This window comes from Spirillospora sp. CA-142024 (assembly GCF_050942325.1).
Taxonomy (GTDB): Bacteria; Actinomycetota; Actinomycetes; order Streptosporangiales; family Streptosporangiaceae; genus Spirillospora.
This window is the reverse complement of the sequence record NZ_CP192077.1, coordinates 7,070,034-7,084,460: the sequence shown is the minus strand read 5'-3', so window position 1 is coordinate 7,084,460 and position 14,427 is coordinate 7,070,034. Positions and strand designations below refer to the sequence as shown.

Genomic DNA, 14,427 nt, shown 5'->3' with positions numbered 1-14,427 from the left:
GGGCAGATCGTCGGTGCGGGGGCGCTCGTGCTGGGCACTGTCGCCGGTCCAGCGGCCGGGCAGACGTCGGCTGCCGTGGGGGCGCGTGCTCAGTGCAGGACGGTGAGCAGGCCCTCGACGCCGCGTTGGAACGCGGCGCCGACGCTCTCGACGCCATCGAGGTGGGCGCCGGTCATGGCGCCGTCGCGCATCATGACGAAGTGCCTTGCGGCGTGCTGTGGTTTGCCGCGGCGGGGTGAGTCCCCGAAGACCTGCGCGAACAGTTCCGTGAGCGTCGTCATGTACCAGGCTCGGTGATCGAGGACCACCTGCCGCACCGCGTCGTTGGGGTCGGGGTACTCGTTCGCGGCATTGAGGAAGGCACATCCGCGGAACTCTGGTCTGGCCAGGTCGTCGGCGACGGCGGTGCCGATCGTGCGCAGCGCGTCGGCCGGCGACGGCGCGGCTTCGATGGCGGCCTGCGTGTGGGAGCGGATGTGGGCGTCAACGCCGCGCAGGTAGGCGAGTACGAGATCTTCCTTCGAGGGGAAGTGCCGGTAGAACGTCGCTCGCGTGGCCGGGGCCTCGGCGAGGATCCGCTCGACCCCGACCGCACGGATCCCCTCGCGGTAGAACAGCGCGCTGGCCGTGGCCAACAGTCGTTCTCGGGCCTCGGACCGCCCCTGCCTCCCCGAGCCGTTGTTCTGGCCGTCGTGCGCGGGGCGGATCGGTGTCGCCATGAGTCGACCGTAGCAGAAAGAACGATCGGTCTTGCAATCAGCGACGACGTCTGCCAAGCTCGGCCCTACAAGAGAGAACGGTCTTTCTGTTTGACGATGCCATGCAGGGCCGAGACGCCACCAGCCGGTGGCAGCGCGACCTGCTGCTGCGTGGCAAGGGCGCCGTGAGCTCGGGCTCGTCGAGGAGATCGTCGCAAATGAAGGGAATCTGTCATGACCACCACCGCCCCGGCTGCGACCGGAGTCGCGGCGACACTTCGGCGGCTCTACTTTGTGCGTTTCGGGTTCGCCCTCGTCTGGGCGGCCCTGCTGTTCCCGACCGCGTCGAGCATCAACCTGCCGACCGCGGTACTGATCGTGCTGTACCCGGCGTTCGACGTGGCCGCCGCCGTCGTCGATGCCCGCTCCGCGCGGGTCGACGCGGCGGGCGGATCCGCGAACGGGTCCGCCCCAGGTCTCTACGTCAACATCGCGATCAGCACCCTCACCGCCGTCGGACTCGCCGCCGCCCTCACCTCCGGAATCCCGGCCGTCCTGCGAGTCTGGGGGGCGTGGGCCGTCGTGGCCGGCATCGTGCAGCTCGTCGTGGCCACCCGGCGGCGCCGATTGGGGGGTCAGTGGGCGATGATCGCCAGCGGCGCGATCTCCGTGCTGGCCGGCGCCTCGTTCTTCGTCATGGCGTCGAGCGCAGGAGCTTCTTTGGCCAATGTGGCCGGCTACGCCCTGCTCGGCGGCGTCTTCTTCCTCGTCTCCGCGCTGCGCCTCGGACGGAACGTCAGCCAGAGCACCAGTGGGCGGCAGGCCCCTTGAGCGCGGCCGCCGCCGCGCTCCTGTGCACACGTACGACAGAACGGGACCGGCTAGGCGATGGGACGGCGCCTGTGGGCGCGCTGGCGGCAGGTGGGACCGCAGTAGCGGGCTGGACGCCCAGTGGCACGGACACGCAGCCGTGCGCCGCATTCCGCGCAGTACCTCAGGACGGTGGTTTCGTGACGTGGAGAAGTGGTGTCACGGAATATGTGGTCTTCCGTGACAGTCCGGGGTCGCAATCCGTCCAGCAGAAGCCGCACCAGACCTGTACCGCGTGCCCGGTCCCGGTGTGCCGAACGCAGTGCAGCACCACCGACGGCCAGCGCGGACAGATCGTCGGACCGAACGTCGGCGCGTATCGCGCCGGCCTGCTTCGCGTCGCAGAGCAGGCGCTCCAGAGCCTCGCGGAACCGCTGCGCCGCGGCGGCCAGCACGGCGCGCGGCCAGCCTCGGTCGGCGGTGAGCGCATCGCAGACGTGCTGGCGGCCCGCCGACTTCTCGATCACTTCGAGCAGGAATCCGAACAAGGCCTCACCGGGTGCGGCGCGGGCGGCCCAACGGTCGGCGGCGGCCACCAACCCTTCGACGTGTCGGGCGAGAACCGCTTCGACCAGGATCTCCTTGCTCGGGAAATGCCGGTAGACGGTCCCTGCGCCGACCCCGGCGCGTTGCGCGATCCGGCCAAGTGACACCTCCAGCCCCTCTTCGGCGAACACCCGCGTCGCCGTGCGGAGCACGATCTCTCGGTTACGGCGGGCATCGGCGCGCCCGGCAGGCGCCGCATCCGGTGTCGCTGTCATGTCACGAAATCCTTGTCCGCGATGTTGAAACGGGTGGAACATTCCGGAACACGTCAGTATCCACGATCTCCGGAAAGGGCACCATGACCTCCGCGAAACCGGCCGACCCCGAGTCCCCGATCCTCGTCACCGGCGCCACCGGCAAACAGGGCGGCGCCACCGCGCGGCGGCTCCTTGCCGGAGGGCGGCAGGTCCGAGCTCTGGTGCGCGACCTGAAGGCACCCGCCGCGGCAGAGCTTGCCGCCGCAGGCGCCCAGCTCGTGCGCGGCGACTTCGACGATCCGGCGAGTCTGCCGCCCGCGCTCGACGGAGCCGCAGCCGTGTTCGGCATACCGCCCGTCGCCTTCGGACCGGCCGGACCCGAAACAGATCTCGAAGTGGCCCGCGGCCGGGTGCTGATCGACGCCGCGGCCAAAGCCGAGGTCGAGCAGATCGTGTTCAGCACCGTCGCCTCGGCATCGACCGCGTCACGGGGTTCGCGGGGGAAAGCACTGATCGAGGAATATCTGCGCGACCACATCGCGCTTCCCACCGTCCTGCGCCCGGTCCGGTTCATGACCAACTATCTCGGCGCCGGCGTGACCCGCATCGACGGCATCTCGCACGGCGTGCACCGGCACCTGTTCCCGCCGCACGAGCCAATGCAGATCATCGCGCTGGAAGACGTCGCCGAGTTCGCCGCGCTGGCGTTCGCCGACTCGGCCCGGTTCGCCGGACGAACCCTGGAACTGGCCGGCGACGAACCGACCCCGGTCGAGGCCGCCGCCGCGATCACCGAGGCCACCGGCATCACGATCAGGTACCGGCAGCTCACCGACGACGAGGCCGCCGCGCTCAGCCCGGAGATCGCCGAGACCAGAAAGCGCTGGCAGGCCGGTCACCGCTGGCACGCCGACATCGAGGCACTGCGCGTCATCCACCCTGGACTGCGCACCCTCACCGACTGGCTCACCGAATCCGGCGCCGCCGCCCTCCGCGCCCACCTCACCGACTCCTGACCCACACGCGTGCCTCTCCGGCATCAAGCTGCTGGACCGTCGCCGCGACAACCAGCGGTCCTACTCCGAGCCGCTAGAGGAGGACGAGTTCGGCCCGCGGTGGCAGGAGTCAACCTGGGATAGATCATTCGATCAAGGACCGTAGGTAGGCCATGAGGGCCATGCCGCGCGGGGAGAGGCGGTAACCGGTCTCCAGGCTTTCGGTGAGGCCGAGGGCTTTGAGGCGGCGGACGTCGGCCTTGAAAGGGAGTTTGTCGCGGTCCAGGTGTTCGGCCAGGTCCAGGGCGCGCAGGCCGGGGTGTTCTTCGATGAGGCGGAGTACCTCACGGGTCCAGGGGGCGCGGCGGCTGCGGGTGTCGATGGTGTCCAGGGCGGCTTTGAGGTCGGCCAGTTCCTGGTCGGTCAGGTCGGCGTTCCCGGCCAGCTCCGACCGGGGGTCGGGGCCGCCCAGATGGAGCATGACGCGGTGATATCCGCCTTCCTTGGTGCTCTTGGACAGGGCGGTGAGCAGCGCCGCGCGGCCTTTGAAGCCCGAACGCAGGGCGTCCTCCTCGGTGATCTCCTCGGGGGTGACGGCCGTGACCGAGTCGATGACGATGATCCCCGCCCAGGTGCGCTGGGTGCTCCCCGCGCGGACCCGGGGCTCGGCCCACACCCGGAACACCCGGTCGATCCGCCCGTCCGCGATCCCCTCAAGGACCTCCCGCCTGAACAGCATCGTTCCCTCCCAGGTGATATGCCTCTCCTCCTGCAATCTTCTTCGATCAGCGGCGCCTGAAGCAGATCGGCACCCCATGGCCGTCGCCCTCATGCCCGGGGAGCGGGCACCACTGCGTCACCTTGTGGCAAGGGGCTTGATGCTGGCAGGAGTCGTTGAGGGCCCATCTCGTCAACGGTTCGTTCGCTTTATAGCGCATGCAGGGTGCGGTACAGGAGAGCAGTGAGCAGTAACTGCTGCTTGGTTCTATGGTTGCCACGCCACCGCCTGAAACGAGCCTGGTCGAAGGACCGCTTCGGCTGGATAGCCGGCCGGTCAAGCTCCGACGAGCAACTGCGACGAGCGGTAGCAGGGTTCCGGCCTGGTGGTGCCTCAACTCACCGACACGCTCCGGGTGGCCGGACGCGGGGCCGCGGAGCCCCCCGAACGCCGCCGCCCATGGAGAACCTTGCACTCCAACTCGACGGACACCCGGCGGCCTCGTCGGACACCGTGAGTCTGTTCGACCGCGGCCGCAGGTCCTACAGCGTTAGCCGACCTTGAAGCCGAGAACGATCGATGAATTGGGCTCCGACAAGTATTGGGTGTAGATGCTGACTTCGCTGATCTTCGGCGGACCATTTGTCAGGACCGTGAAACTGCAGCCAGGGTTCTCGTCGCATTTGGTCTCGGAATCGTTAAGGGCCGCGGAGCGTACGTTAGGCTGTGTCCGTAGCCAGTTGATGACGGCGGTGACCATGCCGTCCACGTCGCATTCGTGGTTGGAGAAGGTGGCGTCAGCGCACAGTTCTGACTCCGCATAAGCTTTGTCGTCCTCATCGTAGGATCTTCTGAGAGTCACTAGTTTGCCCGGGATTGACGTCAGGCTTTCAACCGTTTTCCTGTTCGCCTCGTAGCGCGCGTCATCCTGCTTTTCCCGGGCCTTCTGCTGCCTGTCATCGACGAACGCCGCCCCGGCCGCCACGAGGATGAGTGTCAAGACGGTGGCCGCCGAGGCCAGGATGAGGCCGACGACTTTCCTTTTACGTGAGCGGGCCGGGCGCGGGAGCGGCACGGGCCGTTGGAGGGCGGTTGATGGCGCGGGTGGCCGACTCTGGGCGAGCGAGGTGAGCTGGACGTGCAGGTGATCGGCGGTCGGGCGTTGCGCCGGATCACGGAGCAGCAGCGCCCGCAGTACCGGTTCGAGGAAACCAGCGTGCACAGGCGGAGCGGGATCCTGAGTGGCGATGGCTACGAAAACTGCGCCGGCACTTGCACCCTCGAACGGGGGGCGCCCCTCCACCGCAGTGTAGAGCGTGGCACCCAGCGACCATAGGTCGGAGGCAGCCGTGGTCTCCTCGCCGCGTACCTGCTCCGGTGACATGAACGCGGGGGTGCCCAGGACCGCGCCCGTTGCGGTCAGGGTCGCATCGCCCTCGACGGCCGCGATGCCGAAGTCGGTCAGCACAACGCGGTCTTCCTCCAGCAGGACGTTCGCGGGCTTGATATCGCGGTGGGTGATGCCGGCCCGATGCGCCGCGTGGAGGGCCTCCAGCATCTGCAGCCCGATCTGCGCGACCCGGCCGGGTGGTAGCGGCCCCTCGGCCGCCAACAGGTCGCCCAAAGAACGCCCGCGCACCAGTTCCATGACGATCCAGGGGCGCCCGTCCTCATCGATGACGCGGTCGTGCACGGTCACGATCCCCGGATGCCTGAGCCGAGCGGCCGCGCGCGCCTCCCGGTGCAGCCGGGCCATCCAGGTCTGCCGGCCGGCGTCGTCCAGCTGCTCGGGCAGGCGCAGTTCCTTGACCGCCACATCACGGCCGAGCTGCTCGTCGTGGGCCCGCCAGACCATGCCCATGCCGCCCCGCCCCAACAGCTCCGTCAACCGGTACCGGCCCGCAAGCACCTGCCCGTCCGCGTCCGTCACCTGGCGCGGACCGTCCTGCCGCAGCGGCTCCAAAGGCGACACTCCTCACACAGACATTCATGTCTGATCGACATTTGAGATCATCTCAAAAGCCGACCACCCATGCCTCATCGGCCGGCAACGCATTCGCCTTGGCGACATCGACGCCGTCGGCGGGGTGACGTGACCGCGGGACGCGGTGGCCGACCACCTCGTCGACCGCGACGAACTCCGGCTGGTCGAGAAACCGCACCCCTGGCCGGAAGGGAAGGTGCGCCGGCAGGATTCGAAGCCGCGACCGTCGGGTTAGAAGCCCTACGTAAGCGCTGTCCCCTTGTCATTCCAGGTGCCGGACACTTGTACGTGCGGGTCGTGATGGGAGATCGAGACCCCGCCGGGTGCACATCGTGGGCGTTACCGCCGATCCGACCCGTGCCCGGACTACCCGAGCAGGCCCGCAGCCTGCTCACGGACTTTGGAGAGCGGGCTGATCGGTTCTGGTTCCTGCTCCGCGCCCGCGATGCCGGCTCAACGCGCGTCGAAGGGGTTCGAGCGGCGCCGACACGGGGTTGACGGTGCCGATGGGTCATCCTACGCTCCAGAAAGCGCTCTCTGGAAGCGCTTTCTGAAGAAGGGTGATGAAGGGCTCCGTCGGCCGTCGGTGCTTGCTCACCTGCGGCTTTAGAGGAAGCCATCGAAGGCCGCCGTCGTGGCGACGCGTTTCGGAGGTGTCCGTATGGTCTCGACCAGTCCATCCCACCTTCGGAGGGACCCGTTCGACGCCACTCCCGTGCCAGGTTCCGCCTCACCACGGCCACCACCGCCCTCGCACGCCTGGCCACCGTGGCCGGCCTGTCGGCGTCCTCCGCCAACGCCCGGCCGCCGGTGGTCTTGGACCACTGCGTCGACGCCGGTTCTTCGGACCCAGCGGCCTGGCGCCTGAACACCTCGGACAGCCCTTGCCGACGGCGAGGTCCCAACGCCTCTGTCCGGCAAGCCGATGGCCCTGCCGCTCGGCGGCGATCGAGGTGGTCGGCTCGATGCCGGACCGGCTCGGCACCCCGGATGAGGATCCGGACCAAATGACCTGCACCACAGACCGGTGATCGGGCAGCGAAGGAGCGAGGACATGGAGACAGGACGGCGCGCGTTTCTCGCGGGGACGCTGGGGGCGGCACTGGCAGGCTCGGTGCCGGGCTGGGCGGCGCCCGGATGGGCCGCGCAAGGACCGACGGCCGGGACGCTCCGTCTGGACTTCGGCGGCGCGACGCCAGTACCGGCGCCGGGTTACGCGCGGATGGGAACTGAGGCCTACACCGAGGCGCGGGGATACGGCTGGGTCTCGACGGCCGGACTCAGCATCCGTGACCGGGGCGGTGATGCTCCGCAGCGCGACTTCGTGTTCGGCACCGCTGCACGCGCGTTCCGGATCGGAAGCCTGGCGCCGGGCCGCTACCGCCTGCGCGTCCTGTCCGGCGACCTGACGTTCGCCGACCATTTCACCCGGCTGCAGGTGCCAGGGGTGGACGGCGGCGAGCCGCTGCCGGTGTTGCATCCGAGCCACGCGCAGTTCGCCGAGCTCACCGCGACGCTCGTCGTACCGGAGGGCGGCACGAGGATCGACGTCACCGTGGACTCGCCCGCGAACAACTGGGTCGTCAATGCGCTGGTCCTCGAGCCGGCGGCGGATCCGGAGCCGGTCCGGGTCACCTTCACCGATGCCCCGATCTCGAGCACCTGGGGGCCGATCCTGGTCTCGCCGGACCCGACGGCGCTGCTACTCGACGGCCACCGGTCGCGGTCCGCGGGCGAGCGGATCCGGCCCACCGGTCTCCGACGGGGCGACTACCTGCGGCTGATCGCGAGCGAGGTGGATTTCTGGAAGACCAAGCAGGACGCCGACGGCGCGATCATCGATCCCTACCGGAACCGTGAGTTCCAGTACAGCACGCCCGCCTTCGCCCACGCCGCCGCGACTCTGGTCGCGCACGCCGGACGGAAGGACCTCCTGAAAGCAGCCGCGCTCGCGCTGGACTGGTCGGCCTGGGAACTCGCCGAGCGCACTGCCGCGGATTCCCACGAGGACTTCTACGCGCCGATGCTCGCCCATGCGATCCGGCTGCTGGAGCCGCATGTACCCGCGGCGCGCTCGGCGTCCTGGAAGCACGACATCGGCCGGTTCGAGCCGTTCCTCACCTACCGTTCGGCCGTCGGGAGCAATAACTGGAACATCGTCGCCGCGAGTGGCGAGGCGCTTTTCCAGAAGATGGGTCTGCGGGTGGCGTCCGATCGCTACCCCGAGGCGAGTTTCGCCGCGCAGGGCGCGCACTTCGACACCTCCTACGGGCTCTATCTGGAAGGCCCGATGCCCTACGACCACTTCCCCCGCCTCTGGCTCGGAGACCTCATCGGACGGGGCTACACCGGGCCGTACCGGGCCGAGCTGACCGAGGCCCTGCGTCGCGCGGCCATCAGCAGCCTGTTCATGCAGTCGCCGACCGGCGAGCTGCCCGCCGGTGGCCGGTCGGCACACCACCAGTGGAACGAGGCGGAGCAGTGCGTGACCTACGAGGTCTTCGCGGCACGCGCGCTCGCCACCGGCGACAGAGAGCTCGCGGCGTACTTCAAGCGGGGTGCGCACCTCGCGTTGCGTTCTATGTTCCGCTGGGTGCGTCCGAGCGGGGAGATGCAGGTCGTCAAGAACTGGATGGACCCGGCGCAGAGTTTCGGATACGAGTCCTACTCCAGCCACTCCCAGTACAACCTGCTGCCGATGTCGATGCTCGCCATCGCCTACGAACACGCCGCCACGACCGAGGACGTCAGGGAGCGGCCCGCCCCCGCGGACACCGGTGGCTACGTGCTGCACATCGAGCCGCTGCACAAGGTCTTCGCGAACGCCGGTGGCAGCTTTGTGGAGATCGACACCGCCGGCGACCACCACTACGACGCGACCGGGTTCATCCGGGCGCACTTCTCAGGTCACTCACCGCAGCTCGGGTCGAGCGACTCGTTGCTGGCCTCGCCGAGTTATCGAGTGCCGGACGGCCCCAAACCGCCGACGACCGGGATGGGCGTGGCGTGGGAGGTCGGACCCGGCCGGTGGCGCCACTTCGGCGAGCTCGAACCGAGCCTGACCCAGGACGTCGTCGTACTTCCGACACGGCTGCGCGGCGACGACGTCAGGTTCACGGTCCGCTACAACGGCGACTTCGGTGGTGGCGTCACCACGGTCGAGGAGCGCTTCGCCGTCATGCCGCGGGAAACCCGGGTCACCACGATCCTCCGCGGCTACGGCGGTCCGGTGCGGCGCGTGGTCCCAGTGCTCTCCCACGACGGACGCACCCCCGGCACGATCCAAGTCCAAGGGGACGAGGTGCGCGTCTGGCAGCAGGGCGAGCACGGCACCTCCAAGCTCACCTACGACATGCCCGGCGCCACGTCGGTGCTGGTCGGCAGCGAAGAATACGGCAACCACAACGGTCTGATGCGACTCGCCGTCGGCGAGTACGCCGAAGGCGCGGGCGCCGCAGGCGTCACCCTCGTCATCGCCCCGCAGGGCGACGGGCGGATCTAGTGCCTCGTTCCGGGTCGAGTTGCCGGTCGTTCGGACGGCCGTCGGCGGCGGATTCGCCGTGGCGGCTTCACCAGGCGGAAGGCGGCGGCCACCATGTCCGCCGTTGTCCGGCCCCCTTTCTAGGTCGGATCGTGGCTGGTGGAGTTGTCGGTGGCGCGGCTGCCGTGGGTGGTGGTGTGGGCCACCGCCCGGATGGAGCATTGGCGGTGGACGGGGGGCCGCGGGTGGCGGTGTGGACGCCTGCGCAGACCGCCGAATTCCTGCATGCGATCCGAGAGCACTGGCTGTATGCGGGGCTGTTCAGGTGGTTGAGCAGGCGTCGTAGTCGGTTGCGCACGGTGATGTCTGCGTTCAGCTGGTGAGTCTGGCGAAGCTGTCGAGCATCGCGGTGAGGCCGAGGTCGAAGTGGTCGTCGGGACACGCGTCGTCGGCGCTTTTGGCGAGAAGGTTGTAATCCGGTGCGTCCGGTGGCGGCTTTCTGCTGCGCCGCTCGCCGCCGAGCCGGAGCACGGCGAGGGTGAGTGCGTGGCCCATGGTGAATTCCCGCAGGCAGCGCAGGATCTGCAGGGCGGTTCCCGGGGTGAATCCGGACTTGGCCATGAGCTCGATCATGCGGTTGCCGGTGTCGATGGCCGCTGGTGAGCGGACCGGGCGGGTGGCGAAGATGGTGACCGCGTGCGGGTGTGCGAGCAGTGTGTCCCGCATGCGGCGGGCGTACTGCTCGGCCAGCTCGCGCCAGGACCCATGCCAGGGCAGGGTGTCTACGTCGAGCTCGCCGAACAGCGTCTCGGCGATGCCGTCGAAGAGTGCCTCCTGGTCGGTGAAGTACCGGTAGACGGCCATCGGGTCCACACCGAGTTCGGCGCCGAGTTTGCGCATGGAGAACTTGTCCCGGCCGATGTCGTCCACGAGGGCTAGGGCCATGGCGGCGATGTACTCGCGACTCAGCGTCGGTTTCATCGGCGCCGCCGGCCGCGGTCGGCGGGCTTGATCGTCGTTTGTCATGGGTGGAGTTGGTCCAGAATCTCGGTCAACCGGTGGGCGAATGCCTGCGGGTGTTGCTGGTATGCCGTATGTCCTCCGGGAAATTCCACGCAGGATATGCCGAGTGTTTCACTGAGGACGTGAGCAGGCCGGTGGTAGAGGCGGCCGACGCTGTCCTGGCCGGTGGCCAACCGCCACGGCACCCGCACCGAGCGGAGTGCCGCCAGGTCCGGTTCGTAGTCGTAACAGAATGCGGGCAGCTCACGGCGGAAGAGGATGCCGGTGTTGCCGAGCAGGCGTTGCATCCCGCCCGGCTCGCGTCCGGTCATCCGCCGCGACATCCGGCCGACGGCCAGCATGACCCGCATCATCGACGCCAGCACGACCCGTCCTGGGCGAGTCTGGAGTGACCGGGGCGGCGTGGGCATGGTCATGGCCGCGAAGGCGGCGAATGCCGGCAACGGCCCTTCCGTGTCCGCGATCCGGCGTAGCTCGTCCAACTGCCGCTGTTCGGCGCCGCCGGGAAGGATCTGCACCAGCGGGGGCTCGTGGACGACGGCGCCGAGCAGGCGGCCCTCATGCGCGGCGAGCAGTTCCAGGGTGATGATCGCGCTGGAACTGTTGCCGAAGACGAAAGCCCGATCGATCCCATAGTGGTCCAGCACGGCGACGACGTCGGCCGCCTGCTCCGCGACGCCGACGGAGCCGGACTCGTCGTCGAGCGGGCTGCGCGAGTTCCCCCGCCGGTCGAACGTGATCACGGTGAACCGCTTTGCCAGCAGCCGGACGACATCGCCGTACATCGCCGTGTCGCCGCCGCCCCCGGGAATGAGCACCAGTGCGGGTCCCTGCCCCGTCCTTTCCGTGTGCAGCCTGGCGCCGGGACTCCGGACCAGATCCGCGGCTGCTGCAGATGTCACGCCATGCCCTCCGTGCCGCTCATACAAATGTGGTCTACGGTGTAGCTGTAATCTACACTGTAGACATGCGATCTGGAGGACTCGTCGTGTCGATGCCAGTTTCGATGCCGTTGCCTGCGCGTACTCGGTTCTCGATGCTTGCCGGCCCACCCGCGCCCTGCCGCAGATAGACAGAATCATCGGTGAGGCACGAGGCCAAGGCGTCGGGCGGGAAGAGCGTCGCCCAGAAATCGCCCAACCAGGTCTGAGGCCTCGCTCGTCAACAACTCAAGTAAGACCTCTGACCTGCGCTTACGCGTGGTGGGCGCTTTCCTGGCGCGCGATGGCCGATCAGTGCCTCACCCGAATCCCGCCTGTCGCGGCGTAGTTGTACAGGCTCCAGGCATGTCCGATTCGCCGTCCATGGCAGGTCCTCGCCCCTCGAAGCGGGGCGGTGGACGTCCGTCCCGTGCACCAGGCTCAGTGCCCCAGGCCCCTGCCGCGATGACCACGACCTGTCCCCAGGTCGAGGCGTATCACCACGGCACCGAACCGCCGGCCAAGAGCACGGAACAAGTCGTGGACCCGGTGTGGGGCATGTCCGTGACGCTGGGCGACCGACCCCCCACTGATAGACAGCCGTGCCCGAGAGGAGCCGGCGCTGACTAGCATCCGGCGCGGCGCTGGGTACAGCGCTGGTACGCGACGCGCTGCTGCTCCAGCTCGGCGGCCCGCTACGGCGTCGCCCCCGGGCGCTGGAGATCGGCTGTGGGCCGGGATCGGGCTGCCCACCGCGACAACCCCCACGAGGCCGCCCAGCGGGTGACACCCGAGTTACCCGCGCAACCCAGAGTAGATCGCGTGCTACGGCGTGAGCCCATCACAGGCTGGCCGCGCCGTATGGACGTCCTACGATCCTGCCGGTCCCGGCTGCGGGCTGTTGTTCGATGCTCAGCCGGGGCAGGGTTCTCTGATGGCGCGGAACGTACGGCGCCCTTCAACTACGGTGCCCAGACTGCGTGTCTGCCGTAGTGTTCAGTCGATTCCGTTGGGAATCCTTGCGACGGCGGAGGGCGACTCGGCCGAGGATGACGGCTTTCATCAGGGCTGCGACGATGGCGATGCCGATGGCTCCGTTCGTCCAGCGTTGATCAGCGAGCAGTGCTCCACCCAGGCTGAGGTGCAGCGCGATGACCAGGACGATGGCGGCCGCCAGCAGGGCGGTGGTGAAGTGTCGTCGGAGTGGTTCTTGACGGGGCGGCGCGCTGGTCTGGCTGGACGTGAGCGGCGGGGGTGTTTCCTGGTGCCAGGTCACGGTCAGTTGGTCGCGGCGGCCGATGCGTTCCAGGCGGGCGGCGATGCCGTTCTGGATCTGCTGGAGGCGTTCCTGGTCGGTGGCCTCCGCGCGAAGGATCAGCTCGGTGGCGGTGGCGCGGAGTGTGCAGCGTCCCCAGCCGAAGTCGATCATCGCGTCGGTGTCGGACCATTCCGCGTTCTGGACTTTCGGCGGGGTGCCCGGACGGTGGGGCTTGTGGAAGGTCCGCAGGCTCATCTGATGGCTGTGTTTGCCTAGTTGGGTCAGGTATCGGCCGGCCCGCTGGGTCTGGACGTGGGCCTGCGCGCTCAGCACGGTCATCGCTGGTCCTTGGGGTGGGTGGCCGGCGTGCGGGTGAGGGAGACCAGCCAGGCTGCGATGCCATCGGGATGCTGATCGGACGCGCAGACGGTCGGCTGAAGAGCGTCGATCTGCCAGCCGGTGAAGGACGCCGTGATCTGTCCGCGGCTGAGCTGGTGGGGCACGCCCACCCTGCCGCGCTGGCGGTCGCTGAAGCACAGCACGAACAGGCGTCCGCCGGGTGGCAGGACGCAGGTCAGGCCGTTGAGGTAGGCGGCGCGGTCGGCTCCGTTCAGGGAGTGGAAGACCAGCGAGTCCAGGACGGTGTCGAAGGTCTCGTCCAGTTCGTCCAGGTGCCGTAGGTCGTGGTGGAGGAACCGGGCGGTGAGCCTGCGTTGCCGGGCCTTGTCGCGTGCGGTGTCCAGCGCGTTGGCGGCCAGGTCGATGCCTGTGGCGTCCAGACCGAGCGCGGCGGCCATCAGGGTGTGCTCGCCGGGCCCGCAGCCGACGTCCAGGACCCGGCCGCCGATGGCGCCGGTCTCGGCAAGGGCGAGGAAGGCGGGCTGTGGCCGGCCGATGTCCCAGGGCGGTGAGCCGTCGTAGAGGTCTTCCAGCCGGCCGGGGGCCGGGTGTCCAGATGGGTTGGGCATGGATTCTTCCCTTCAGTGTGAGTCCCTGCGAATTTATCGATACAAAGTGTATATGATGATAGACGAGTGTCTACATGATGGCGAGGTGTATTCTTGCGAGGTGCCGAAGCTGTGGGACGAGTCGATCGAATCGCACCGGCGGGCCGTCCGGGATGCGACAGTGCAGGCCACAGCTGCGCTGGTCGCCGAGCAGGGACTGGCGTCGGTCACGATGTCGCAGATCGCCAAGCGAGCGGGCATTGGCCGCGCGACGCTGTACAAGTACTTCCCGGACGTCGAGTCGATCCTGCTGGCCTGGCACGAACGCCACATCACCGAGCACCTGCATCGGCTCACCCAGGTCGCGGAACAGACCGACGGTGCCATGGGCCGGCTGGAGGCCGTCCTTGAGGCGTTCGCCCGGCTCACCCATCACCGCCACGACGGTGACCTGGCCGCGCTCCTGCATCGCGGCGAGCATGCAGTCCAAGCCCATCGGCAGTTGCACGCCTTCGTCCAAGAACTGGTGACCGGTGCCGCGGCAACCGGTGCCTTGCGCGACGACGTGCCCGCCGATGAGTTGACGATCTACTGTCTGCAGGCCCTCGGCGCGGCCGGCAGGCTGCCGACGCCGGCCGCAGTGGAAAGACTCGTCCAGGTCACCCTCGCGGGGATGCGCCCCGTGGCAAGACTGCAGTAACAACGGGCTATTAGACCGGCGTTGATGTAGTCGTTTCGATGGCCGCCCCCTGGGAGCTGCACCTCTGCGGGGGCGTGGCCTCCCGGCCCG

At 68.6% G+C, this 14,427-nt stretch carries 13 protein-coding genes; 4 read left to right on the top strand and 9 right to left on the bottom strand.

Translation table 11 applies throughout. The features are described from left to right. Positions 1–89: 89 nt before the first annotated feature. A complete protein-coding gene (locus tag ACQPZP_RS33475; RefSeq protein ID WP_433473687.1) occupies positions 90–719 on the bottom strand; it encodes a TetR/AcrR family transcriptional regulator in 630 nt (209 codons plus the stop codon). Between the two features lie 213 nt (positions 720–932). Between ACQPZP_RS33475 and ACQPZP_RS33470 the strand changes: the two genes are divergently transcribed. Then, positions 933–1,529 carry a DUF308 domain-containing protein gene (locus ACQPZP_RS33470; RefSeq protein WP_433473686.1) on the top strand — a complete coding sequence of 199 codons (597 nt, stop codon included), beginning with the start codon at positions 933–935 and terminating at the stop codon, positions 1,527–1,529. Between the two features lie 50 nt (positions 1,530–1,579). On the opposite strand, the gene ACQPZP_RS33465 is transcribed toward ACQPZP_RS33470, so the two are convergent. Continuing rightward, a complete protein-coding gene (locus tag ACQPZP_RS33465; RefSeq protein ID WP_433473685.1) occupies positions 1,580–2,329 on the bottom strand; it encodes a TetR/AcrR family transcriptional regulator in 750 nt (249 codons plus the stop codon). A gap of 83 nt (positions 2,330–2,412) precedes the next feature. On the opposite strand from ACQPZP_RS33465, the gene ACQPZP_RS33460 reads away from it, so the two are divergent. Next, on the top strand, positions 2,413–3,327 hold the full coding sequence (locus tag ACQPZP_RS33460; RefSeq protein WP_433473684.1) for an NmrA family NAD(P)-binding protein: 915 nt from the start codon (positions 2,413–2,415) through the stop codon (positions 3,325–3,327). 124 nt (positions 3,328–3,451) lie between these two features. Here the strand turns inward: ACQPZP_RS33460 and ACQPZP_RS33455 are convergent, their stop codons facing one another. From ACQPZP_RS33455 to ACQPZP_RS33445, 3 genes are all read right to left on the bottom strand, one after another. Next, positions 3,452–4,045 carry a hypothetical protein gene (locus tag ACQPZP_RS33455; protein WP_433473683.1) on the bottom strand — a complete coding sequence of 198 codons (594 nt, stop codon included), beginning with the start codon at positions 4,043–4,045 and terminating at the stop codon, positions 3,452–3,454. Between the two features lie 529 nt (positions 4,046–4,574). Continuing rightward, positions 4,575–5,987, bottom strand: coding sequence for a protein kinase domain-containing protein (locus ACQPZP_RS33450; protein ID WP_433473682.1), 1,413 nt, complete (start codon positions 5,985–5,987; stop codon positions 4,575–4,577). Positions 5,988–6,039: 52 nt separating this feature from the next. Then, positions 6,040–6,186 carry a hypothetical protein gene (locus ACQPZP_RS33445; RefSeq protein WP_433473681.1) on the bottom strand — a complete coding sequence of 49 codons (147 nt, stop codon included), beginning with the start codon at positions 6,184–6,186 and terminating at the stop codon, positions 6,040–6,042. A gap of 876 nt (positions 6,187–7,062) precedes the next feature. Here ACQPZP_RS33445 and ACQPZP_RS33440 point away from each other — a divergent pair. Continuing rightward, positions 7,063–9,510: a hypothetical protein gene (locus ACQPZP_RS33440; protein ID WP_433473680.1), complete on the top strand. Its 2,448-nt coding sequence runs from the start codon at positions 7,063–7,065 to the stop codon at positions 9,508–9,510. A 351-nt stretch (positions 9,511–9,861) separates the two neighbouring features. On the opposite strand, the gene ACQPZP_RS33435 is transcribed toward ACQPZP_RS33440, so the two are convergent. The 4 genes from ACQPZP_RS33435 to ACQPZP_RS33420 all read right to left on the bottom strand — a co-directional run bounded on the left by ACQPZP_RS33435 (position 9,862) and on the right by ACQPZP_RS33420 (position 13,658). Further along, entirely contained in the window at positions 9,862–10,470 is a 609-nt protein-coding gene (locus ACQPZP_RS33435) for a TetR/AcrR family transcriptional regulator C-terminal domain-containing protein (protein WP_433473679.1), read from the bottom strand. Positions 10,471–10,511: 41 nt separating this feature from the next. Continuing rightward, a complete protein-coding gene (locus tag ACQPZP_RS33430) occupies positions 10,512–11,414 on the bottom strand; it encodes an alpha/beta fold hydrolase (protein WP_433473678.1) in 903 nt (300 codons plus the stop codon). A gap of 976 nt (positions 11,415–12,390) precedes the next feature. Beyond that, a complete protein-coding gene (locus tag ACQPZP_RS33425) occupies positions 12,391–13,029 on the bottom strand; it encodes a DUF2218 domain-containing protein (RefSeq protein WP_433473677.1) in 639 nt (212 codons plus the stop codon). Beyond that, complete coding sequence (locus tag ACQPZP_RS33420) at positions 13,026–13,658, bottom strand: class I SAM-dependent methyltransferase (protein ID WP_433473676.1); 633 nt, start codon at positions 13,656–13,658, stop codon at positions 13,026–13,028. The genes ACQPZP_RS33425 and ACQPZP_RS33420 overlap by 4 nt, the downstream gene beginning before the upstream one ends. Positions 13,659–13,758: 100 nt before the next feature. On the opposite strand from ACQPZP_RS33420, the gene ACQPZP_RS33415 reads away from it, so the two are divergent. Beyond that, on the top strand, positions 13,759–14,337 hold the full coding sequence (locus tag ACQPZP_RS33415) for a TetR/AcrR family transcriptional regulator (protein ID WP_433473675.1): 579 nt from the start codon (positions 13,759–13,761) through the stop codon (positions 14,335–14,337). Positions 14,338–14,427 lie beyond the last annotated feature (90 nt).

Coding starts and splice junctions, on each gene's coding strand:
- ACQPZP_RS33425 (WP_433473677.1), bottom strand. CDS start 13,029: ATGACCGTGCTGAGCGCGCAGGCCCACGTCCAGACCCAGCGGGCCGGC.
- ACQPZP_RS33475 (WP_433473687.1), bottom strand. CDS start 719: ATGGCGACACCGATCCGCCCCGCGCACGACGGCCAGAACAACGGCTCG.
- ACQPZP_RS33465 (WP_433473685.1), bottom strand. CDS start 2,329: ATGACAGCGACACCGGATGCGGCGCCTGCCGGGCGCGCCGATGCCCGC.
- ACQPZP_RS33470 (WP_433473686.1), top strand. CDS start 933: ATGACCACCACCGCCCCGGCTGCGACCGGAGTCGCGGCGACACTTCGG.
- ACQPZP_RS33420 (WP_433473676.1), bottom strand. CDS start 13,658: ATGCCCAACCCATCTGGACACCCGGCCCCCGGCCGGCTGGAAGACCTC.
- ACQPZP_RS33455 (WP_433473683.1), bottom strand. CDS start 4,045: ATGCTGTTCAGGCGGGAGGTCCTTGAGGGGATCGCGGACGGGCGGATC.
- ACQPZP_RS33440 (WP_433473680.1), top strand. CDS start 7,063: ATGGAGACAGGACGGCGCGCGTTTCTCGCGGGGACGCTGGGGGCGGCA.
- ACQPZP_RS33435 (WP_433473679.1), bottom strand. CDS start 10,470: ATGAAACCGACGCTGAGTCGCGAGTACATCGCCGCCATGGCCCTAGCC.
- ACQPZP_RS33460 (WP_433473684.1), top strand. CDS start 2,413: ATGACCTCCGCGAAACCGGCCGACCCCGAGTCCCCGATCCTCGTCACC.